The 22,194-nt window shown below is 69.4% G+C and carries 20 protein-coding genes and 2 pseudogenes; 12 read left to right on the forward strand and 10 right to left on the reverse strand.

Features of this window, described 5'->3' with window-relative positions:
* Positions 1-79: 79 nt before the first annotated feature.
* From rodA to ACFJIT_RS12755, 5 genes and pseudogenes are all read right to left on the reverse strand, one after another.
* A complete protein-coding gene (gene rodA, locus ACFJIT_RS12735; RefSeq protein ID WP_130530844.1) occupies positions 80-1,195 on the reverse strand; it encodes a rod shape-determining protein RodA in 1,116 nt (371 codons plus the stop codon).
* Positions 1,192-3,218 (reverse strand): annotated as a pseudogene (gene mrdA, locus ACFJIT_RS12740) (penicillin-binding protein 2). Before mrdA ends, rodA begins: the two are co-directional and overlap by 4 nt.
* A gap of 16 nt (positions 3,219-3,234) precedes the next feature.
* A complete protein-coding gene (gene mreD, locus ACFJIT_RS12745; protein WP_130515623.1) occupies positions 3,235-3,714 on the reverse strand; it encodes a rod shape-determining protein MreD in 480 nt (159 codons plus the stop codon).
* Positions 3,711-4,859, reverse strand: coding sequence for a rod shape-determining protein MreC (mreC, locus tag ACFJIT_RS12750; RefSeq protein WP_379653814.1), 1,149 nt, complete (start codon positions 4,857-4,859; stop codon positions 3,711-3,713). The genes mreD and mreC overlap by 4 nt, the downstream gene beginning before the upstream one ends.
* A gap of 143 nt (positions 4,860-5,002) precedes the next feature.
* Entirely contained in the window at positions 5,003-6,049 is a 1,047-nt protein-coding gene (locus ACFJIT_RS12755) for a rod shape-determining protein (RefSeq protein WP_130515619.1), read from the reverse strand.
* A gap of 302 nt (positions 6,050-6,351) precedes the next feature.
* On the opposite strand from ACFJIT_RS12755, the gene ACFJIT_RS12760 reads away from it, so the two are divergent.
* The 3 genes from ACFJIT_RS12760 to ACFJIT_RS12770 all read left to right on the forward strand — a co-directional run bounded on the left by ACFJIT_RS12760 (position 6,352) and on the right by ACFJIT_RS12770 (position 10,336).
* Positions 6,352-7,284, forward strand: a complete 933-nt coding sequence (locus tag ACFJIT_RS12760; RefSeq protein ID WP_130523238.1) for a carbohydrate kinase family protein — start codon at positions 6,352-6,354, stop codon at positions 7,282-7,284.
* 525 nt (positions 7,285-7,809) lie between these two features.
* A complete protein-coding gene (locus tag ACFJIT_RS12765) occupies positions 7,810-9,333 on the forward strand; it encodes a lipopolysaccharide biosynthesis protein (protein ID WP_379653815.1) in 1,524 nt (507 codons plus the stop codon).
* A gap of 13 nt (positions 9,334-9,346) precedes the next feature.
* Complete coding sequence (locus tag ACFJIT_RS12770; RefSeq protein ID WP_379653816.1) at positions 9,347-10,336, forward strand: glycosyltransferase family 2 protein; 990 nt, start codon at positions 9,347-9,349, stop codon at positions 10,334-10,336.
* Positions 10,337-10,907: 571 nt separating this feature from the next.
* On the opposite strand, the gene ACFJIT_RS12775 is transcribed toward ACFJIT_RS12770, so the two are convergent.
* On the reverse strand, positions 10,908-12,029 hold the full coding sequence (locus ACFJIT_RS12775) for an OprO/OprP family phosphate-selective porin (protein WP_165403053.1): 1,122 nt from the start codon (positions 12,027-12,029) through the stop codon (positions 10,908-10,910).
* Positions 12,030-12,320: 291 nt separating this feature from the next.
* Here ACFJIT_RS12775 and ACFJIT_RS12780 point away from each other — a divergent pair, with 291 nt between their 5' ends.
* Positions 12,321-12,557, forward strand: a complete 237-nt coding sequence (locus ACFJIT_RS12780; RefSeq protein ID WP_379653817.1) for a hypothetical protein — start codon at positions 12,321-12,323, stop codon at positions 12,555-12,557.
* A gap of 61 nt (positions 12,558-12,618) precedes the next feature.
* On the opposite strand, the pseudogene ACFJIT_RS12785 reads toward ACFJIT_RS12780, so the two are convergent.
* The 4 genes and pseudogenes from ACFJIT_RS12785 to flgA form a co-directional block, all read right to left on the reverse strand.
* A pseudogene (locus tag ACFJIT_RS12785) lies at positions 12,619-13,345 on the reverse strand (hypothetical protein).
* A gap of 180 nt (positions 13,346-13,525) precedes the next feature.
* Positions 13,526-13,873 (reverse strand): flagellar protein FlgN, encoded by a 348-nt coding sequence (locus ACFJIT_RS12790; RefSeq protein ID WP_130515608.1) that lies wholly within the window; start codon positions 13,871-13,873, stop codon positions 13,526-13,528.
* Position 13,874: 1 nt separating this feature from the next.
* A complete protein-coding gene (gene flgM, locus ACFJIT_RS12795; RefSeq protein WP_130515606.1) occupies positions 13,875-14,186 on the reverse strand; it encodes a flagellar biosynthesis anti-sigma factor FlgM in 312 nt (103 codons plus the stop codon).
* A gap of 97 nt (positions 14,187-14,283) precedes the next feature.
* On the reverse strand, positions 14,284-14,949 hold the full coding sequence (gene flgA, locus ACFJIT_RS12800; protein ID WP_130561192.1) for a flagellar basal body P-ring formation chaperone FlgA: 666 nt from the start codon (positions 14,947-14,949) through the stop codon (positions 14,284-14,286).
* Positions 14,950-15,479: 530 nt separating this feature from the next.
* Here flgA and flgB point away from each other — a divergent pair.
* The 8 genes from flgB (at position 15,480) to ACFJIT_RS12840 (ending at position 22,039) form a co-directional block, all read left to right on the forward strand.
* Complete coding sequence (flgB, locus tag ACFJIT_RS12805) at positions 15,480-15,854, forward strand: flagellar basal body rod protein FlgB (RefSeq protein WP_130515602.1); 375 nt, start codon at positions 15,480-15,482, stop codon at positions 15,852-15,854.
* A gap of 13 nt (positions 15,855-15,867) precedes the next feature.
* Complete coding sequence (gene flgC, locus ACFJIT_RS12810; protein WP_130515600.1) at positions 15,868-16,275, forward strand: flagellar basal body rod protein FlgC; 408 nt, start codon at positions 15,868-15,870, stop codon at positions 16,273-16,275.
* 30 nt (positions 16,276-16,305) lie between these two features.
* The gene (locus tag ACFJIT_RS12815) at positions 16,306-17,001 is read left to right on the forward strand and encodes a flagellar hook assembly protein FlgD (RefSeq protein ID WP_130523232.1); all 696 of its coding nucleotides are present in this window, start codon (positions 16,306-16,308) and stop codon (positions 16,999-17,001) included.
* Positions 17,002-17,037: 36 nt separating this feature from the next.
* Positions 17,038-18,258: a flagellar hook protein FlgE gene (gene flgE / locus ACFJIT_RS12820; RefSeq protein ID WP_379653818.1), complete on the forward strand. Its 1,221-nt coding sequence runs from the start codon at positions 17,038-17,040 to the stop codon at positions 18,256-18,258.
* Between the two features lie 309 nt (positions 18,259-18,567).
* Positions 18,568-19,314, forward strand: a complete 747-nt coding sequence (locus tag ACFJIT_RS12825) for a flagellar basal body rod protein FlgF (RefSeq protein WP_130523230.1) — start codon at positions 18,568-18,570, stop codon at positions 19,312-19,314.
* 33 nt (positions 19,315-19,347) lie between these two features.
* Positions 19,348-20,133 carry a flagellar basal-body rod protein FlgG gene (gene flgG, locus ACFJIT_RS12830; RefSeq protein ID WP_130515592.1) on the forward strand — a complete coding sequence of 262 codons (786 nt, stop codon included), beginning with the start codon at positions 19,348-19,350 and terminating at the stop codon, positions 20,131-20,133.
* Between the two features lie 8 nt (positions 20,134-20,141).
* Positions 20,142-20,915: a flagellar basal body L-ring protein FlgH gene (locus ACFJIT_RS12835; protein ID WP_379653819.1), complete on the forward strand. Its 774-nt coding sequence runs from the start codon at positions 20,142-20,144 to the stop codon at positions 20,913-20,915.
* A gap of 11 nt (positions 20,916-20,926) precedes the next feature.
* Positions 20,927-22,039, forward strand: coding sequence for a flagellar basal body P-ring protein FlgI (locus ACFJIT_RS12840; RefSeq protein WP_130530823.1), 1,113 nt, complete (start codon positions 20,927-20,929; stop codon positions 22,037-22,039).
* Positions 22,040-22,194: the final 155 nt, after the last annotated feature.

A 22,194-nucleotide genomic window follows, 5' to 3' on the forward strand; every position in this document is an offset into this window, starting at 1 on the left:
CACTTGCCCGATTTTGTTCATGTGTCGTCGCGGGATTGCGACGGACATCCAGGGCCTGTGATCGGTGCCCAGGCAGGCGCTAGCGATTCACCGGCCGGTGCGAGCGCACCGCCATCACCAGGCCCAGTCCGGCCAGCAGCGACACCGCCGAGGTGCCGCCGTAGCTCATCAGCGGCATCGGCACGCCCACTACCGGCAGCAGGCCGGAGATCATGCCGCCGTTGACCAGCACGTAGACGAAGAACGCCAGCCCCAGCGAGCCGGCCAGCACGCGCGAATAGGTGTCGCGCGCCTGCATGGCGATCCACAGGCAGCGCCCGACGATCACCAGATACAGCGTCAGCAGCGTGGCCACGCCGATCCAGCCGAACTCCTCGCTCAGCACCGAGAAGGCGAAGTCGGTGGTCTGCTCGGGGATGAAGTTCAGATGCGACTGGCTGCCCAGGCCCCAGCCCTTGCCGGTCAGGCCGCCCGAGCCGATGGCGATCTTGGACTGGATGATGTTCCAGCCCGCGCCCAGCGCATCGCTCTCGGGGTTGAGGAACATCATGATGCGGTCCTTCTGGTAGGGCCGCAGCAGGAAGAACCAGGCCAGCGGCGCGGCGCTGGCCACGCCGGCCACGCCGATGCCGACCCACCACCACGGCAGCCCGGCCAGCAGCAGCGCGAACGCGCCGGAAGCGGCGATCAGCACGCCGGTGCCGAAGTCCGGCTGCAGCATGATCAGCCCGGTGGGAATGCCGATGATCGCCGCGGCGATCAGCACGGTGGTGAAGCGCGGCGGCAGCGGCACGCGGTACAGGTACCAGGCCACCATCATCGGCATGGTGATCTTGAGCAGCTCGGCCGGCTGCAGGTAGAACACCTTCAGGTCCAGCCACTGGCGCCCGTACTTGCCGGTGCCCAGCACGAACACCGCCAGCAGCGGCAACATGGACAGCGCGTAGATCAGCGGCGTCCAGGCGCGCAGGCGCGGCATCTGCACGCGCGAGAGCGCCCACATCGCGCCGGCGCCGATGACGAAGCGCATGCCCTGGGCGATCACCAGATGGGTGCCGCCGGTGGCGCCACCGGCGCTCTTCATCACCGCCAGGCCGAAGCACATCACGCCGGCCAGGGCCAGGCACAGCACCCAGTCCAGGCTGCGCGCGAAGCGCCAGACCAGATCGCCCAGGTAGCGCAGCAGGCCGGTCATGGCGCGGCCTGCGGTTCGCGCGGCGCCTCGGCCGGCACCGGCGCGGCGGCCGGCACCGGCGCGGCGGTCGGGGCCGGCGGCGGGGTCGGTCCGGGCGCGCCCGGGATCTCGGACGGGGCCGGCGGCGCGGCGCCGGTGTCGGTGCCGTCCTCGGGCACGACGATGTCCGGCGCGTCCGGCGTGTCGCCCGGCATCTTGCCCAGCAGCCAGGCGTCGAAGATCCTGCGCGCGATCGGCGCGGCGGTGCTGGCGCCGTAGCCGCCGCCCTCCACCGCGATGGCCAGGGCGATGGTCGGCGCCTGGGCCGGGGCGAAGCCCTCGAACAGCGAGCGGTGACGCAGGTGCATGGGCAGGCTGCGCGGATCGACCGCGGCCAGTCCCTTGCGGCTGACCACCTGCGCGGTGCCGGTCTTGCCGGCCATCTGGTACGGCGCGCCGACGGCGATGGCATAGCCGCTGCCGCCCGGGCGCATGGTGTCCATCATGCCCTCGCGCACCCACTGCAGATTGTCCGGGCGATCGCTGATCGGCTTGGTCGGACCGGGCGCGATCGGCTGCCAGGGCTGGTCGAAGCCGTTGCGCGTGTCCATCACCAGGCGCGGGGTGCGCAGCTGGCCGTCGGCCACGCCGGAGATGGCGCGCACCAGCTGCAGCGGGGTGACCTTCCAGTCGCCCTGGCCGATGGCGATGTTGACCGTATCGCCGGGATACCAGGCCTCCTTGCGGCTCTTCATCTTGTAGGCCGGCGACGGCACGATGCCGCCGATCTCGCCGGCCAGGTCGATGCCGGTGGGCGCGCCGAAGCCGTACTTGGTCATGTACGCGTCGACCTGGGTGATGCCCATGTCCACGGCGAGCTTGTAGTAGTAGGTGTTGACCGACTGGGCGATGGACTTGCGCAGGTCGGTCCAGCCATGGCCGCCGCGGTGCGAGTCGCCCAGCCGCGGCTGACGCCGGGCAGGTAGAACATGCCGGTGGACAGGATCTTGTCCTGCGGCCGGCGCGTGCCGCTGTCCAGCCCGGCCAGGCCCATCAGCGGCTTGATGGTCGAGCCCGGCGCCACGCCGCCCAGCACCAGCCGGTTGAACTGCGGGCGCGAGGGGTTCTCGTTGAGCGCCTTGAAGTCGCGGGTGGAGATGCCGTTGACGAACAGGTTGGTGTCGTAGCTGGGCAGGCTGACCATGCCCAGGATCTGCCCGGTGCGCGGGTCCATCGCCACCGCCGCGCCCTCGTATTGGCCGAAGGCCTCGGTCATGGCCTGCTGCAGCTTGATGTCGATAGACAGCTTCAGATCGGTGCCGGCCTGGGCCGGCACGCGCCCGACCACGCCCAGGGCGCGGCCTTCCACGTTGGTCTCGACCTTCTCGTAGCCGACCTTGCCGCGCAGCTGCTGCTCGTAATAGCGCTCCAGGCCGGTCTTGCCGACATGGGTCAGCGCCGAGTTGCCTTCACCGAGCTGCGCCAGGTCGGCCTCGTCCACGCGCCCGACGTAGCCGATGACGTGCGCCAGCAGCGGGCCATAGGGGTAGTGGCGGGTCAGATAAGGCACCACTTCCACGCCCGGGAAGCGCCAGCGGTCCACCGCCAGCGCGGCGATCTCCTCCTCGCTCAGCTTGGGCTTGATGGTGATGCCGCGAAACCCGCGGCTGACCTTGCGCACGGCCAGGAAGTGCTTGACCTCCTCCGGATCCAGCGCCACCACCTTGCCCAGCGCATCCAGCCACTCGTCCGGATCGCCGGCCTGGTCGGGCACCACGTCCAGGCGGAAGGCCGGGATGTTCTCGGCCAGCAGCACGCCGTTGCGGTCGTAGATGCTGCCGCGCGCCGGCACGACTGGGCGCAGCTTGATGCGGTTGGCCTCCGAGCGCGTGGCGTACTCGGCGTGATCGAGCACCTGCAGCTTGAAGTACCACGCGCCCAGCCCGGCCAGGCAGACGAACACGCCCAGGAAGCCCAGCGCCGCGCGCCGGCGGAACTGGTCGGCCTCGGCATGGGCATTCTTGAGCGGGCGGCGACGCGACATGGTCAGGGTTGCCCGCTCAGGAACGCCGGCCCAGGCGCAGCGCGTCGAGCAGCACGAACACCGGCGGCCACAGCGCCATGCCGATCAGCGGCGCCCACCAGTAGGCCCAGGGCAGCAGCGGCTCGCCGATGGCCAGATGGATCGCGCTGGCGACGATGCGGTCGTTGAGCAGCAGCCCGCCCAGCGCCAGCGCCTGCTGGGAGAGCGGGAAGAAGCGCAGCCGTGCGCGGAAGCGCTGCAGGATGAAGGCCATCACCACCAGCCGCAGCGCCTGCTCGCCGAGCAAGCCGCCGAAGCTGATGTCGGCGATCAGCCCGACCACGAACACGAAGCCCAGCCCGACCCGTTCCGGTTCCTCGATCACCCAGTAAGCCAGCACCAGCGCCAGCCAGTACGGCCGCAACGGCTGCAGCAGCGGCGGCAGCGGTAGCAGGGCCAGCAGCAGCGCCACCAGCACGCTCACCGGCAGCACCCAGCCCTTGCGCTGGCGGCTCATGGGCGGGGCTCCTGCGCAGAGGCGGGGGCCGGGGAAGCAGCAGAGGCGTCAGGCGCCGGGCTCGGCGAGCGTGCGCCTGCAGCCGGGGCAGAAGCGGAGGCGCCGGGAGTTGGGGTTGCGGGCTGGGCGCCAGGTGCCGGGCGAGGCGCGGAAGCGGCAGATGCCGAGGGCTGCGAAAGTGTCGCGCCTGCCACGCCACCGCCGTCGTTCCTGCCGCTGGCCTTGCCATTGCCTTTCGCCGGCTCCTGGCCCCCGGCGTCCGGTCCCTCGCCTGGCATCCCGACATTGGGAACCGCCGGCACCGCCGCGGCCGCCTTGAGCAGCAGCACATTGCGCCCGCGGTCCAGGTGCGCGGCCGGGCGCAGCTCGCCGACCAGGAAGGTGCGGCTGTCGTCGGCGTGCAGGTCGGCCACGGTGCCGACCGGGAAGCCGGGCGGGAAGCGCCCGCCGAGGCCGGAGGTCACCACCACGTCGCCGTCCTTGATGTCGGCGTTGAGCGGCACGTTGACCAGCTGCAGCTGGTCGCTGCGGCCGTTGCCGGAGGCCAGCAGGCGCACGCCGCTGCGCTGGACCATCACCGGCACGGCGTGGTCCGGGTCGGTCAGCAGCAGCACGGTGGAATAGGTCGGCATCACCTGCACGATCTGGCCGAGCAGGCCGCCGGCGTCGATCACCGGCTGGCCCACGTGCACGCCGTCGCGGCTGCCGGCGTCGATCACCAGGCGCTGCCGGGTCGGGTCCAGGTCGATGTTGAGCACCGCGGCCAGCTGTACGTCCAGGCCGCGGTTGCCGGCCGCGCCCAGCAGGGCGCGCAGCTGGGCGTTGTCGGCCACCGCGGCGCTCAGCCGGGTCAGGCGCGCGTTGGAGATCAGCAGCTCGTCGCGCAGGCGGCGGTTTTCCTCGGTCAGCTGGCCCAGCGTGGCCGCGTCGTCCTGCAGGCGCGCGCCCAGCTTGCCGGGCAGCCCGGCCACCCACCACAGCGGTTGCGCGGCCAGGCCCAGCTGCTGCCTGGCCTGGGCCAGCCAGCCGCCGCGGTGGTCCAGGATCACCAGCGCCACGCCCAGCGCCAGGTACGCCAGCAGCCGCAGGGAGCTGGCGATCTCGCCCGGACGGGGGGCTACAGGAGGGCCGGCGTAGGAAGGCATGAACTCGGCAGGGGCCAGGGGTCGGAGGCCAGGGATCAGGAAACAGCGAACGCGGGCGGCACCGACGGCGCGCGCTCGGGAGACGGACGATCAGGCGCCTTGCACTGGCCGCTGGCCCCTGGACTCCGCTCCCTGCGCCGCTCTCATTCCGGCGCGAAGAACTCGTTGCCGTGCATGTCCACCAGCTCCAGCGCGCGGCCGCCGCCGCGGGCCACGCAGGTCAGCGGATCGTCGGCGACCTGCACGTGCAGGCCGGTTTCCTCGGAGATCAGCTTGTCCAGGTCGCGCAGCAGGGCGCCGCCGCCGGTCAGCACGATGCCGCGCTCGGCCACGTCGGCGCACAGCTCCGGCGGGGTCTGCTCCAGGGCCAGCTTGACCGCGCTGACGATGCCCGACAGCGGCTCGTGCAGGGCCTCGAGGACCTCGTTGGAGTTGATCCGGATCATCTTGGGCACGCCCTCGGCCAGGTTGCGGCCGGAGATCTCCATCTCCTCCACCACCGGCGGCGGGTAGGCGCAGCCCAGTTCGACCTTGATCCGCTCGGCGGTGGCCTCGCCGATCAGCATGCCGTGGTTGCGGCGCACGTAGTTGGTGATCGACTCGTCGAACTTGTCGCCGCCGATGCGCACCGACTGCGAGTAGACGATGCCGTTGAGCGAGATCACCGCCACCTCGGTGGTGCCGCCGCCGATGTCGATGACCATCGAGCCGCGCGCCTCGGTCACCGGCAGGCCGGCGCCGATCGCCGCGGCCATCGGTTCCTCGATCAGGTAGACGTCGCGGGCGCCGGCCTCCTCGGCCGATTCCTTGATCGCGCGGCGCTCGACCTGGGTGCTGCCGGCCGGCACGCACACCAGCACGCGCGGCGAGGGACGCAGTACGCGCGACTTGTGCACCTTCTTGATGAAGTACTTGAGCATCGCCTCGGTGTAGGTGAAGTCGGCGATGACGCCGTCCTTCATCGGGCGGATGGTGGTGATGTGGCCGGGGGTGCGGCCCAGCATCTGCTTGGCCTCCGAGCCGACCGCGGCGACCGAGCGGGTGCCGCCGATGGCGCGGTCCTGGCGCACGGCGACCACCGAGGGTTCGTTGAGCACGATGCCCTGGCCGCGCACGTAGATCAGGGTGTTGGCCGTGCCCAGGTCGATGGACAGGTCGTTGGAGAACATGCCGCGCAGCTTTTTGAACATCGGGGGACCAGATCCTTCGAAAAAAGTGCGAATGCCCTGCGCCGCTGGCGAAAAAATGGGCAAAAAAGGGGTCGGCTAGCCTAGCAATCCCCCCTGCGCCATACAAGGAAAATCGCTGGCTGAACAAGGCCCTCGGCCACCTTCGGCGGGTCGGCCGCCGCACGCGCGTCTGGCCCTGCCCGGCCCCAGACGATACCCTTGTCGCCGTTTGCCGCCCCGGTCGGGTCGGTTCCTCTTATCCCGAGCCTGCCGCGTGCGACCCGCGCCGGCCGGCCGCGCCAACGCCAGCCAGACACGAGCCAATGTCCGCACTGATCTGTGGTTCCCTCGCCTACGACACCATCATGGTGTTTCCGGACCAGTTCAAGAACCACATTCTGCCGGACAAGGTGCACATCCTGAATGTGTCCTTCCTGGTCCCGCGCATGCGCCGCGAGTTCGGCGGCTGCGCCGGCAACATCGCCTACAACCTGCATTTGCTGGGCGGCAAGCCGCTGCCGATGGGCACGGTGGGCCAGGACTTCGGGCCGTACCGGGAGCATTTCGAGTCGCTGGGCATCGATCTGTCCTGTGTGAAGGTGATCGATGAGCTGTTCACGCCCCAGGCCTTCATCACCACCGATCACGACAACAACCAGATCACCGCCTTCCATCCGGGGGCGATGATGCGGTCCTACGAGAACCACGTGAAGGATGTGCCCGGGGTGACCATCGGGCTGGTCGGGCCCGACGGGCGCGAGGGCATGCTGCAGAACTCGCAGGAGTTCGCCGAAGGCGGGATCCGCTTCATCTTCGATCCGGGTCAGGCGATGCCGCTGTTCAACGGCGAGGAGCTGCGCACCTTCATCGAGCAGGCCAACTACGTGGTCGTCAACGATTACGAGTCCAATCTGCTGCAGGAGCGCACCGGCTGGAACGAGCAGGACATCGTCTCGCGGGTGGAGGCCTACATCACCACGCAGGGCCCCAAGGGGGCGCTGGTGCATACGCCGGGCAAGACCTACGACATTCCGCCGGCGCACGAGCGCCGGGTGGTGGACCCGACCGGCTGCGGCGATGCGTTCCGCGCGGGGCTGATCTTCGGCATCGAGCGTGGCTGCGACTGGCTGACCATCGGCCGCATGGGCAATCTGATGGGCGCGCTCAAGGTCGAGCATCCGGGCACGCAGAACCAGCGCTTCGACTTCGACGAGTTCAACGACCAGTTCAAGCAGCAGTTCGGCTACGCGCTGTAGGGGCTGCGCTGGTCGCGACCTGGGTGTGAAGGGGCGGCCTTTGGGCCGCCCTTTGTTTTGGTTCTTCTCTCGGTTTGGGGATCGGGCGGTTGAGAGCGCTCTGGCTTCGGATGGACAGCGGTCCGGCGGGCGGCGTCCGCTTTTCCCTCGATCAGGGCATCCTGCCCTGATTCGGGCGCTCGGCTCCTGCCTCGCTAGGCGCCCCCCGCCAGCCGGCCCGCTGCCTCTCGCGTCAGGTTAAGGGGCTTCGGTTTGAGCCCCCTCCCTTGCGCGAAGCGCAGGGGAGGGATGGGGAGGGGTTGAGGCTTTCCCGGGCAATCCGCCGAAGCGAGGCAAAAGCACCCCTCCCCGGCCCTCCCCTTCGCCTGCGGCGAAAGGGAGGGGGCTGGGCGCGTGCACGGACCTCACGCTGCCTCGGCCGAGAGCCGCTTTTTGTCAGGACGTTACAGATTCGTGCGACGGCGTCCTAAAAAGACCGGTCCGCGCGTTATGTTCTCTCGCAGCTTTCGGCCACACCTGGATTCCATGACCCGCCCCCCCTCCGTGCGCATGAATGCGCTGGCCAACTATCTGGGGCAGGGTGTCTCGACGCTGGTCGGCATCGTGTTCGTGCCGTTCTATCTGAAGTACCTGGGGGCAGAGGCCTATGGCCTGGTCGGGTTCTTCGTGGTCCTGCAGCTGTGGCTGGGGCTGCTGGACGTGGGGCTATCCCCGATGCTCAACCGCGAGGTGGCGCGTGCGCGCGCCACGGCGGAGGGCTTCACGGACTTCCGCCGGATCCTGCGCAGCGTCGAGCTGATCTTCGCCGGCATCGCGCTGGCGACCGGGCTGGCGATGAGTGCGGCCAGTCCGCTGATCGGCGCGCACTGGTTCAAGGTGCAGACGCTGGACCCCGGCCAGGTCAGTCTGTGCGTGGCGCTGATGGGCTGGATGATCGGCCTGCGCTTCTTCGCCTCGATCTACCGTACCGCGCTCAACGGCATGGAGGCGCAAGTCTCGCTCAATGCCATCAACATCGTGCTGGCGCTGGTCAAGGCGCTGGGGTCGCTGGCGGTGCTGAAGTTCGTCAGCCCCACGCCGCTGGCGTTCTTCCTGTTCCAGCTGGTGGTGGCCGTGGTCGAGCCGGTGGTGCTGGCCTGGCGCAGCTACCAGGTGTTCCCGGCCACGGCCATGCGCATCGGCCTGCGCTTCGCCCGGGCGCCGCTGGTGGCCGCCCTGCCCTTCGGCCTGAGCGTGGCCTACACCTCGGTGCTGTGGATGCTGCTGTCGCAGCTGGACCGGCTGCTGCTGTCCGGCCTGCTGCCATTGACCGACTACGGGTATTTCTCGCTGGTCACCGCGCTGTGCGGGGCGGTGATCTTGGCGGCCTCGCCGATCAGCAGTGCGCTGATCCCGCGCCTGACCTATCTGCACTCGCGTGGGGAGATTGGGCCGCTGGTGCGCCTGTACCGCAGCGCCACCCAGCTCACCGCGGTGGTGATGATTCCCCTGACCGGCATGGTGGCGGTGTTCGGCGAGGAGCTCATGTACGCCTGGACCGGCAACCTGGCCGCGGCGCAGTGGGCCGCGCCGATCCTGTTCTGGTACATGGTCGGCATCGCGTTCCTGACCTTCACTTCCTACCAGTACTACCTGCAGTACGCCTTCGGCGACCTGCGCCTGAACCTGCGGGTGAGCACGGTGCAGGCCGTGCTGGGGGCGCCGCTGATCGCCTGGTCGGCCTACCGCTACGGGGCGATGGGCACGGCGCTGTCCACTTGCGCCGTGCAGGTGGTGACGTTTGTGGCCTACCCGCCGGTGGTGCAGCGGCGGCTGGTGCCGGGCCTCTACGGCGCCTGGATGCGCCAGGATCTGCTGCCGATCGCCGCCTGTGCGCTGGTGACGCTGGCCGTGCTGTACGGGCTCGGGCGGCACTGGGTCATGGGCCTGGGTCGGCTGGAGATCTTCCTGGCGCTGAGCGCGATGGGCCTGTGCGTGATGGCCGCCGCGGCGCTGGGCAGTTCGGTCCTGCGCGCGCACCTGGTTCGCAAACCCCTCCCCCACGCATAGGCAGCCCTCCCCCATGGCCCCTCTGGTTTCGATCGTCATTCCCGCCTACCGCGCGGCCGAGTTCATCGGCCGTGCGGTGGCCTCGGTACAGCAGCAGACGCTGCAGGATTTCGAGATCCTCATCGTCGACGACGCCTCGGGCGACGACACGCTGGCCACGGCTCAGGCGTTGGCCGCGCAGGACGCGCGCATCCGTGTCTTCACGCAGGCGCGCAACGGGGGCGTGGCGGTGGCGCGCAACACGGGCATCGATCAGGCGCGCGGGCGCTATCTCGCGTTCCTGGATGCCGACGATGCGCTGCTGCCGGAGCGGCTGGAGCGGCTGGTCGCGCTGGCCGATGCGCAGGCGCTGGACGTGGTCGGCGACAACCAGTGGCTGCGCGATGTGCATCTGGATCGCAACGTCGGGGTGATGGCGTTCAATCCGGGAGACGCGCCGATGCGGCTGGACGCGGCGACGTTCCTGCGCAACTCCGACAACGTGCCCAAGGTGCGCGAGATCCTGTCGGGGCGGATCGCCGCCTATTTCCCGGTGATCAAGCCGATCGTGCGCCGCGACTTCCTGCAGGCGCATGCGCTGCGCTACGACCCGGCCTGCAAGATCGGGGAGGACTTCGATCTGCACATCCGCTGTCTGCTGGAAGGCGCCAGCGTGGTCATCGTGCCGGAGGCGTACTACGTGTACACCCTGCCGTACAGCGAGGTGTCCAGGACACGCTCGCCGCATTCGCGCACGGTGATGAATCTGCAGCCGGTGCTGCGCAACGTGGACCATCTGCTGCACGCCTATCGCGATCGTCTGTCGCCCGAGCTACGGCGGGCGCTGGCGCGCTGCAAGCAGGGGGCGCAGGGGCTGCAGCAGTTCGAACAGATCAAGGCCGATCTCTACGGAGGCCGCGCCGCGGCGATGCTCGATCTGGCCACCACGCCGCGGCTGTGGGGTTACGCGGCGCGCTCGACTTCGATCAAGCTGCGCAACCTGTCGTCGCGATTGGCTTCTTGAGCGGCATCTCGCGGCTGGAGTAGAGATTCTTCTCGCCAGCGCTGGGGCCACTGGGCGAGCGTTTCCCGCTTCGGAGGGGCAGCGGTCCGGCGGGCGGGGGCCGCTTTCCCCTCAATCAGGGCATCCTGCCCTGATTCGGGCGCTCGGCGTCCTGCCTCGCTAGGCGCGGCCCCCGCCCGCCGGACCGCTGCATCGCGCGTCAGGTAAAAGGGCTTCGGTTTGTGCCCCCTCCCTTGCGCGAAGCGCAGGGGAGGGATGGGGAGGGGTTGGGGCTTTACCGGGCAAGCCACCGAAGCGAAGAGCAAAAGCACCCCACCCCGGCCCTCCCCTTCGCCTGCGGCGAAAGGGAGGGGGCAAGGCGCTTGCCCAACGCCTTTGGGTCTAAAGCAGTCCTGATCTTTCCGACCGCGGCGCCTCGACCCGGCCGGGCGCGGCTCCTCGGCGAAGTGGGCTCTCCGCCCACGTGCGCATGTCATCCTGTACACGTCCCGCGCACGCTGATGAAAAACCACAAAAAAAGCGGGCCCGAAGGCCCGCTCTCTTCCACGTCGAAGGACGCGGCGCGGCGTGCTTAGAACATCACCTGCGCGCGCACTTCGAAGGCATTGGGGTCGACTTCCACGCCGGCGCGGCGGCTGTAGGCCTTGATGTAGTTGGCCTGCACCTTGAAGTGCTTGGAGTAGTAGTAGTTGGCGCCCACGGTCCAGTCGTGCTGGTAGCCGCCGCGGATGCCGGCGTCGTTGAGGTCCAGGTCGCTGTAGCGCAGCAGCAGTTCCACGGCGCCGGCGGGGTTCTTGGGCACAACGTTGCCGAGCGTGCCGTTGTACGGGCGCGACTCGCCAGTGACGATCCAGCTGCCGTAGACGGTGTTGCCCTGGGCGTGGAAGTCGCTGTAGCCGTCGCGCGCGACCTGTTCCTCCAGGTGCTCGGCCAGCACGGTGAACGGGCCGGCGATGCGGATGAACTCCAGGCCGCCGCGTTCGATATGGGTGGTGCCCGGCAGGGCGCCGCTGTCGATCAGGCGGGTGTCGGTCAGGCCGGCCTCGATTTTGGTGCGCACGCGGGTGGAGGTGGCGTCCGGGTTCTCGACCGAATAGCCCACGCCCAGGTGGATGACATCGCCCTCGGCCTTGTGCGGCGTCCAGGCGAAGTGCCCGGCCATGGTCGTGCCGGAGTTGGTGCCTTCCATCGTCGCGCCGGACAGCGCCTGCAGCTGCACGTTCCAGGTCTTGCGGGTCAGCGACCACTCCACGCCGGTGCGCCGGCCTTCGTAGATGGCCTGGGTGGCCAGCGGCGCTTCCAGGAAGGAGATGGTGCGCGAAGCGCCGACCGAATCCAGGCCGATCGGGGTCTTGAAGTAGCCCACGCGGATGGCGCCGTAGTCCTTGCCGAACCAGGCCTTGGTCTGGAAGCGCGCGGCCACGTCCAGCCACAGGTGCGACTGGTAATCGTACTGGGCGCCGATCTCGAACACGCCATCGAGCTTGTAGAACGCGCCGAACTCCTTGCGCCGCATGTCGTCGGCGTTCTCGAAGCGCGCGTCGTCGCCGCTGAAGTGGTTCTGGTCGTAGGCGAAGTTGCCGGTGATGCCCAGCTGCCCGCCGTTGTCGAATTTGTAGCTGGTCGGCCAGTCCGCCGCGCTCGCAGCGCCCGCGGCGCACAGAAGACCTGCGGTGAGCAGTGTCCGCTTCATGTTCTCTCCCAATGTGCTTGTGCATGCCCGAGCGCGGCGTTTGGCCGCGTGGCATGCGGGTGTGACGGCTTTGTCAGCCAGATGCCGTGTGCAGGACTTTAGTCGCCCGCGCCGGCCGGGCTGTATAGCCCAATCGTCGAAAGCGCGGGTCGCGGGCAGGCCGTGGGCCCGCGACATCGGGCCGCGATGCGCCTGAACGGGGACGCGGCGTGGCGGGGACGGAGCGAGGTGGCGAGGTCATCGCCAGGCACGCGGATCAAGGGCGGCTCCCGGGCAGATCGAGGCCGGCCAGTGCATCACGCCGCGCGCGGCGCGGTGATAAGCATCGACCATGAGCAGATGCCGCAGGCGCATCAGCGCCCCTTGGCACGCACCGCCTTCAACCCCAAGGTGCGCGAAACACCCCTTATCGTCATTCCCGCGAACGCGGGAATCCAGGGACTTTTGCAAGGGCTCGCAGAAAGGCGAAGGCACTGGATGGTCAGACATGCGCCTGCCAAGAAGCACTTCCCGCGTTCGCGGGAATGACGGATGGACGGATGGCTTGCTTCTGACGCCAGCCCGCAGATCTCCGCCAACGACCAATCGCCTACTTCCCACCCCACCCCGGCATCTGCGCCGTATCAGGCCGCCGGTCTCGAACTCGGCCGTGCGCGTGCCGCCGGCCTTGACCGGGAACTCGATCTTCAGCGTCTTGGCCTGCGCGGCCAGCTTCCACAGGCCCTTGTAGTCCTCGATGAACATGGCGATGGCCTCGTCGGTGTCCGGCGCCAGGCGTCCATCGCCTTGGGCTTACCGTCGTCGACGCTGACCTTGACCTTGCAGCCCTTCAGGCACGGGAAGTCGCCGGCCTTGAGCACCAGATAGGCGCTGCGCTTCCACTCAGGGTGGTCGCGGAACACCAGCTGCACGTCCTGCTTGCGGCCGCTGCCGTCGGTGTCCAGCGGCTCGGCGCTCATGATCGAGGCCGAGACCTGGGCGCCCTTGCCGATCATCACCTGGTTGTAGTTCCACAGGTTGGCCAGGCGGCGCTGTTCGCGCGCGGCGTCGGCCTTGGACTTGGCCTCCTCGTACCGCGCCTGGATCTTCTGCGCGGCCGGGCTGTCGGGATACTGCTGCAGCAGTGCGCTGCCGTGGGCGCGGGCCAGGTCCCAGTTCTGCGCGGTATAGGCCTGGTCGAACTGCGCGGCCAGCGCGTCGGCGGCCTTGGCCTGCGCGGCGGCCTGCTGGGCGGCCTGTTCGCGGCGCTGGGCCTCCTGGTCGGTGCAGCCTGCCAGGGCCAGGGCACACAGGGCGACGGACAGCACGGCTTTCATCACGGGCGACTCCTCAACGGCGGGCGGGTTCGGGCCCGCCGGCGCGCTTGGGAGATGCTTGCACCGGTTCAGTCAGTCGGTGACCAGCGAAGCCATGCGGCGCGTGGCGAGGCACACGGCGCACAGCGTACAGGGCGTGGCGGCGCCTGCCGAGCGCGGTCGGGCCCGCCCGCAGGCCGCTCAGACAACGGCGAGGCTGCGCCCGTGGGCGCGCGTGCCGGCCAGGCCGGCGGCGTTATAGGTGCCGGTGGATTCGACGCGGCCGAGGTGGCGCAGCGCCCAGTCCACTTCGCGGCGGCGGCGCGCCAGCAGCACGCCGTTGGCCTGGTTGAGCCGACGCAGATCGTCCAGGCGTTCGGCGGCGGCGGCCGGCGGCGGGTTGGCCTCGGCCTGGCGCAGCGCGCGCACCTTGGCCTCGGTGGAAGCCAGCAGGGCCATCACATCATTGTCCAGCAGCGCGCGGCGTTCTTCCTGCAGCGCCTGCTCCAGCGCGCCCAGCGGGCCGTGGTCGAGCGTGGCGGTCGTCATGTCAGCCTCCCAGCTCGCGGTCCAGGTCGAGCATGCGCGAGGCGATGGCCTGCGGGTCGATCGTATAGCGGCCGTGGGCGATGGCGTCCTTGAGCGCGGCGACGCGGCCCATGTCGATGCCGGCCGGTGCCGATCCCAGTTCACGTCCCATGGCCTTGAGTCCTTCTGCGTCGCCGGTCAGGCTGAGGCGGTCGGTCTCGGCCGTGGCGGAAATGGGTTCGTTGCGCGCGCCACCGACCCGCGTGGCCGCCAGCGAGGCGGCGACGGTGGCGGCGTGTGCGGCCGGCGGCAGTCCGTCGATCTTGTAGCTCATGGGGCACTCCTGAAGTGCTTCAGTCGAACCCGGTAACGGCGTCCCAGGCAGGAACTTGAGACCTGGGTGACAGATTTTGTCACGTGCCTGTTCAGCTTCACTGGACGACGTCCACTTCGCCGGGGACCAGCGATACGCGGCCGCGCACCACCTTGTTGGAGGCGCTGTTCTGCACGGCCACGCGCTGGCCTGCCTGGGCGTTGCCCAGGGCCACGCCGGGCATGCGGATCTCCGCCCCGGCCACGCGCGAGACCAGCACGACCGGGTCGCCGCGGTGCAGCGGCTGGCCCTGCTGCAGGTCGCCGGCGGTGACGATGTCACCGGCCGACAGGGCGCGGGCGGCGATGGCGCCGGTCAGCTGCTCGGGGCTGGCGAAGGTCGCGCCTTCGGTGGTGCCCAGGTCGCGGCGCTGGACGACCAGGTTGGCGTTGGCCACCGGTTCGCCCGGGCGCACCGGGCCGCCGGCCACGACCACGTCGGCCTCGCGGCGCACGGTCACCGGGACGAAGATCTTCCAGCCCGGGGCGTCGTCGCAGCGCACCTGGGCCATGCGCGTGCCCTGGGCGACGGCCTGCAGGGGCTGGGTGCAGGCCACCAGCCGCAGGGCGTTGTCCAGACGCGCCTCGCCCTGCGCCTGCGGGCCGCCGACCGCCTGCAGCGCCGCGGCGCGCACGGCGTCGAGCGACTGCAGCTCGGCGGCACGGCCATTGCCGGGCGCCAGCGCGGCCAGGGACAGGACGACGGAAGCGAGGCATCGATTCATGGCGCGGGTGGGTGCAAGTCCTGTGCCGGCAAGGGGTGCCCATGCCCCCTTCCGTCGCCATGACCCGCCCCCTCCCTTTCGCGAAGCGAAGGGGAGGGATGGGGGAGGGGTGCCTTTGCTTTTGCTTTTTTCGTGATGGGCGAGAAGGAGCAACGGCAACAGCAACAGCCAACCCCTCCCCAGCCCTCCCCTGCTTCGCAAGGGAGGGGGCCAAGCAGCATTGCTGGGGAAGGAGAGCAGCGCCGCATCGCGAGACGCGCGCGGGGGGATTGGATGCGCGAACTGGGCAGTGCGTCGCAGGTGCCGGATTTTTGGCAAGGCGGCGGCGAGCGCCGCGCCTGATCCGGCGCTCGCCGACGTGTGGCGATGCCGAACGCGCCGCCGCACCAAATCCCAACTAGTGCTCGCGCGCGTAGGCACGCGAGCACCCCCGCACCAAAGCCGTCGGCATCCCGACACCCGCGCCTGCGCGCCGGGCGTGGCACGCCGCTTGCCTTGCCTTGGACGTACATCCGTCCCCGGAGCGTCCCATGTCCGACTTCCTTGGTATCCACGGCACCGCGCTGGCCATCCGCGAGCAGCGGCTGCAGCTGTTGGCCTCGAATATCGCCAACGCCGACACCCCCGGCTACCAGGCGCAGGACCTGGACTTCAACGCGGCCCTGGGCGCGGCCCTGCAGGCCCCGGCCGGCGCCAACGCGCTGGAGGGCGGCAACGCCATCGGCCAGGCCGGCGCGGCGGCGCATTTCTACCGCCCGTCCAGCCAGCCCAGCCTGGACGGCAACACCGTGGACGGCGATCGCGAGAACGCCGCCTACGCCCAGGCCACGCTGGAGTACCGGGCCTCGCTGTCGTTCATCGAATCCAAGGTGCGGTCGATGCTGACCGCCATCACCGGCCAGTAAGCGAGGTCCCGCCATGAGCAACCTGCCCATCTTCGACGTCGCCGGTTCGGCGATGAACGCCCAGTCGGTGCGGCTGAGCACGGTGGCCTCCAACCTGGCCAACGCCGACTCGGTCTCCGGCGACCCGAGCAGCGTGTTCCGCGCCAAGCAGCCGGTGTTCACCACCGAACAGGTCGGCAACAACCCGGCGCTGGTCGGCGTGCGCACCGCCGCCGTGCAGGACTCCAACGCCGCGCCGATCAAGCGCTACGAGCCGGGCAACCCGCTGGCCGACGGCAATGGCTACGTCTACGCGCCGGACATCGATCCGGTGGCGCAGATGGTCGACCTGATCTCGGCCACGCGCAGCTACCAGGCCAACGTGGAGGTCTTCAACAGCGCCAAGGACACGGCCACCGCCACCTTGAACATGGGCCGCTAAAACGGCTCTTCCCAGGACAACAACCACACCATGGTCACCACCACCGCCAGCACCGACAAGCTCACCGCCCTGGGCCTGAGCAGCACGGCCAAGTCCACCAGCGACAAGAACGCCTCGACCGGCGCGCTGGGCCAGGCCGACTTCCTCAAGCTGATGACCGAGCAGCTGAAGAACCAGGACCCGCTCAAGCCACTGGACAGCCAGCAGTTCCTGGGCCAGCTGGCGCAGTTCTCCACGGTGCAGGGCATCGAGGGCATGCAGACGGCGATGGGCTCGATGGCCAGCGTCATGGAGTCCGACCAGACCCTGCGCGCGGCCTCGCTGGTCGGCCACGACGCGATGGTCACCGCCTCCTCGGTCGCCCACACCGCCGGCACCACGCTGGACGGCGAAATCACCGCCGCCACCGCCGGCCCGGTCACCCTGCAGGTCACCGACGCCAACGGCAACGTAGTGCGCACCCTGCAGGTGGAGGCGGCGGCGTCCGGCGCCACCGCGTTCCACTGGGACGGCCTGACCGACAGCGGCACTGCCGCCGGCACCGGCACCTACACCCTCAAGGCGGTGACCGGCTCGGTGGCCGCCGCCGACATGAAATCCGCCACCGCCCTGGACATCGGGGTGATGGCGCATGTGGACAGCGTCTCGATCGAGTCCACCGGACTGACCCTGAACCTGGCGGGCGTGGGCGGCTTCCCGCTGTCCTCGATCCGCCGCGTCAGCTGATCCCTCTCACCGTCACGCCTCCACGGAGAACCTTCCATGAGCTTCCGCATTTCCTTAAGCGGCATGAACGCCGCCTCGTCCGACCTGAACGTCGTTTCCAACAACATCGCCAATAGCAACACCACCGGCTTCAAGAGCAGCCGCGCCGAGTTCGGCGACGTGTTCGCCGCCTCGGTCTATGGCGTGTCCAGCAACGCCACCGGCGCCGGCGCGCGCCTGCAGCGGGTGGCCCAGCAGTTCACCCAGGGCAACATCGACTTCACCGGCAACTCGCTGGACATGGCGGTCTCCGGCCAGGGCTTCTTCACCCTGTCCGACAACGGCACCACGGTCTATTCGCGCGCCGGCAACTTCAGCACCGACGCCAGCGGTTACGTGGTCAACCCGTCCGGCCAGCGCCTGCAGGTGTTCGCGCCCAACGACGACGGCACCACCTTCAACACCGGCAAGCTCAGCGACCTGCAGCTGGCCACCGGCGATGCGCCGCCCAAGGTCACCACCAAGGTCCAGGCCAGCGTGACCCTGCCCGGCAACGCCACCGCGCCGACCAACAGCCCGTTCAACGCCGCCGACCCGACCACCTACAGCCAGACCACCTCGCTGACGGTGTACGACTCGCTGGGCGCGGCGCACACCCAGTCGCTGTACTTCAGCAAGACCGCCAACCCCAACGAATGGACGGTGCAGACCCAGATCGACGGGGTCAGCGTGGGCGGCACGCAGACGCTGACCTACGATTCCAGCGGTGCGCTGGTCAGCCCGGCCAACGGCCAGCTCGCCCTGCCCGCCTACACCCCGCCCGGCGGCGCCGGCGCGATGGCGCTGAGCCTGGACCTGAGCAAGTCGGCGCAGTACGGGCAGAAGTTCGCCGTGTCGGCGCTGAACCAGGACGGCTACGGCACCGGCAGCCTGTCGGGCATCTCGGTGTCGTCCGAGGGCGTGGTCCAGGCCAGCTACTCCAACGGCGTGACCAAGGCGATCGGCCAGGTCGCCCTGAGCAGCTTCGCCAGCCCGCAGGGCCTGCAGCAGAAGGGCGACAACGCCTTCGCCGAGACCTTCGCCTCGGGCCAGGCGGTGCGCGGCGCGGCCGGCACCTCGGACTTCGGCCTGGTCCAGGGTGGCGCGCTGGAGGCCTCCAACGTCGACCAGACCGCCGAGCTGGTCAACATGATCAGCGCCCAGCGCAACTTCCAGGCCAACGCGCAGATGATCCAGACCCAGGACCAGATCACCCAGACGATCATCAACCTGCGGTGATCCGCTTCGCCCCCTCCCTTTCGCGCAGCGAAGGGGAGGGCTGGGGAGGGGTGCTTTTGCTTTTTCCCGATGGGCGAGAAGAAGCAAGGGCAACAGCAACAGCAACAGCCAACCCCTCCCCAGCCCTCCCCTGCTTCGCAAGGGAGGGGGCAAAAAAGCCAAAGCGAAGCGCCGGCCCTGTGCCGGCGCTTTCGCTTTGGCGGCTGCAAGCCACGTCGGGATGACGTCTTACTGCGTGCCTCTTGCGGATCGCGCTTCCCACTCATTCCTCACTCCTCACCCCCGGCACACCACTTGCATGCTCCGGGTATGGACAGAGCCCTCTACATCGCCATGACCGGCGCCAGCGCGACGCTCAAGTCGCAGGCGACCGTGTCCCACAACCTGGCCAATGCGCAGACCGTCGGCTTCCAGGCCACGCTCGATGCGACCCAGGCGATGCCGGTGACCGGCAACGGGCTGGCCTCGCGCGTGGCCACCGCCCAGCGCCTGGTCGGCGTCTCCGATGCCAGCGGTTCGCTCAGTACCACCGGCAACGGCATGGACGTGGCGCTGCAGCCAGGCCACTGGTTCGCCGTGCAGGACAAGGCCGGCGGCACCGCCTACACCCGCGCCGGCGATCTGAAGATCACCCAGAACGGGCTGCTCACCACCTCCTCCGGCCTGCAGCTGCTCGATGCCGGCGGCGCGCCGATGGTGATCCCGCCCAACGACGGCATGGACATCGGCGCCGACGGCACGATCTCGGTCATTCCGCAGGGCTCGCCTGCCTCATCGATGACCCAGATCGGCCGCCTGCAGGTGGTGCGCACCAGCACCCTGGACCTGGCCCGCGGCGAGGATGGACTGATGCGCCAGGCGCCGGGTGCGCCCGCACCGACGCCGGCCGCCGGCGCGGTGCTGTCCACCGGCGTGCTGGAGAACAGCAATGTCGATGCCACCGGTTCGCTCGTGTCGATGATCGAGCTGGCGCGCCAGTTCGAGATGCAGGTACGCGTCTTGCACAGCGGAGACGAGACCGCGCAGAGCGCCAATTCCCTGCTGCGTTCGAGCTGACCCCCCGCCCCTTTCCCGTAACGGAGAACCGTCATGACCCAGGCGCTTTGGATCGCCAAGACCGGCCTCGACGCGCAGCAGACGCGCATGGCGGTCATCTCCAACAACCTCGCCAACATCAACACGACCGGCTTCAAGCGCGACCGTGCCAATTTCGAGGACCTGCTGTATCAGACCCAGCGCCAGCCCGGCGGTGCGACCTCCGAGCAGACGATGCTGCCCTCGGGCATGTCCACCGGCACCGGCGTGCGCGTGGCCACCACGGCCAAGTCATTCACCCAGGGCAACCTGAGCCAGACCGGCAACGCGCTGGATGTGGCGATCAACGGGCGCGGCTTCTTCGAGGTGCTGCTGCCCGATGGTTCGTCGGCTTATACCCGCGACGGCGCCTTCCAGGTCAACGCCGAGAACGAGGTGGTGACCAACGAGGGTTATCCGGTGCAGCCGGGCCTGCAGATCCCCGAAGGCGCGCAGAGCATCACCATCGGCAGCGACGGCACCGTCAGCGTGCAGCTGGCCGGCCAGGCCGCGGCCACGCAGGTCGGCCAGCTGACCGTCACCGACTTCGTCAACCCGGCCGGCCTGCAGTCCAAGGGCGGCAACCTGTACACCGAGACCGGCGCCTCCGGCCCGGCCCAGACCGGCACGCCGGGCGAGAACGGCGCCGGCCTGCTGATCCAGGGCTCGCTGGAAGGCTCCAACGTCAACAGCGTCGAAGAGCTGGTGTCGATGATCGAGACCCAGCGCGCCTACGAAACCAATGCCAAGGCCATCAGCACCGTCGATTCGATGCTGGGCTTCCTCAACCAGAACCTGTGACCGTCGCCATGCGTGTGCTCCTGTCTTTCGCCCTGCTCTGCGCCCTCGGCTTGCTCACCGGCTGCGCCACGGTGGTCGGCGACGTGCGTCCCTTCTCCGACCAGCTGGCACCGCAGCAGGCGCTGGACAAGAACACCCTGCTGGGCCGCTCGCCGGGCCAGTACACCCAGCTGCCCTCGCCGCAGCCGGGCTATGCGCAGCCGGCGCCGGGCGATGGCGGGGGCTCGATCTTCGCCACCGCCGCCGACGGCAGCGGCAACCGCGGCATTCGCCTGTTCCAGGACAACAAGGCGCGCGAGGTCGGCGACCTGCTGACCATCGTGCTGGTGGAGAGCACCAGCGCCAAGTCCAACGCCAAGACCGGCATCAGCAAGAACGACAGCATCGCCATGGGCGCGCCGACCGTGCTCGGCCAGAGCGTGACCTACAACGGCAAGAACATCCTGCAGGCCGAGGTGGACGCCAAGCGCGGCTTCAACGGTGCCGGCGACACCCAGCAGAGCAACTCGCTGGATGGCGACATCACCGTGACCGTGGTCCAGCGCCTGGGCAACGGCAACCTGCGCGTGGCCGGCGAGAAGCAGGTGCGCCTGAACCAGGGCGATGAGCTGGTGCAGGTGCAGGGCATCGTGCGCGTGGCCGACATCGGCCCGGATAACCGCATCACCTCCGACCGCGTGGGCGATGCCCGCATCGTGTACGGCGGCCGTGGCGCCGTGGCGCGTTCCAACGCCATGGGCTGGCTGAGCCGCTTCTTCAATTCCGCCGCCGCGCCCTACTGAGTAACGCCGCCATGCGCGCTTCGAACTCCCGTCTTGTCACCGCCGTGCTGGCCCTGGCCGCGCTCATTGCCGCTCCCGCCCAGGCCGAACGCATCAAGGACCTGGCCCAGGTGGCCGGGGTGCGCGGCAACCAGCTGGTCGGCTATGGCCTGGTCGTGGGCCTGGATGGCAGCGGCGATCGCACCAGCCAAACGCCCTTCACCGTGCAGAGCCTGAAGACCATGCTCGACCAGCTGGGCGTGACCCTGCCGCCGGGCACCAATCCGCAGCTGAAGAATGTCGCCGCGGTGGCCATTCAGGCCGAGCTGCCGCCGTTCGCCAAGCCGGGCCAGACCATCGATGTGACCGTGTCCTCGATCGGCAACGCCGGCTCGCTGCGCGGCGGCGCGCTGCTGATGGCGCCGCTGCGCGGAGCCGACGGCCAGATCTATGCGATGGCCCAGGGCACGCTGGTGGTCAGCGGCTTCGGCGCCTCGGGCAAGGATGGCTCCAAGATCTCGGTCAACGCGCCCAATGGCGGCTCGATCCCCAACGGCGCCACCGTCGAACGCCCCGCGCCCGGCGGCGGCGCCGACAACGGCCTGGTCACGCTGAACCTGCACGAGGCCGACTTCACCACCGCCTCGCGCATCGTCGATGCGGTCAACCGCACCTTCGGCAACGGCCGCGCGCAGGCGGTGGATCCGGTCACCATCCAGATCGCCGCCCCGCCGGGCAACCGCATCGGCTTCATGGCCCAGCTCGAGTCGCTGGACGTCAGCCCCGGCGCGGCCGCGGCCAAGGTGGTGGTCAATGCACGCACCGGCACGGTGGTCATGGGCGGCAACATCGCCGTGCTGCCGGCGGCGGTCTCGCATGGTTCACTGACCGTGTCGATCAGCGAGAACACGCTGGTCAGCCAGCCCGAACCCTTCTCGCGCGGCGGTCAGACCGCGGTGGTCCCGCAGTCCACCATCAGCGCCACCGCCGAGGGCGGCAAGATGTTCATGTTCCAGGGCGGCACCTCGCTGGAGTCCATCGTCCGCGCAGTCAACGCCGTCGGCGCCGCGCCGGGTGACCTGGTGGCGATCCTGGAAGCGCTGAAGCGCGCCGGGGCGCTGCGGGCGGAGCTGGAGATTATTTGAGGGGTGAGGGGTTAGGCCCAAGTGGCGGCAACTCAATGCCGCGGATTGAACTGCTGACAATCGCAATGAACTCGCCCAAAGCGACGCTTCCGCCCCCTCCCTTTCGCGCAGCGAAGGGGAGGGCTGGGGAGGGGTCGCTTTTCGCTTGATGCAAC

It is taken from the genome of Pseudoxanthomonas sp. UC19_8, from assembly GCF_042700505.1.
Lineage (GTDB): Bacteria > Pseudomonadota > Gammaproteobacteria > Xanthomonadales > Xanthomonadaceae > Pseudoxanthomonas_A > Pseudoxanthomonas_A winnipegensis.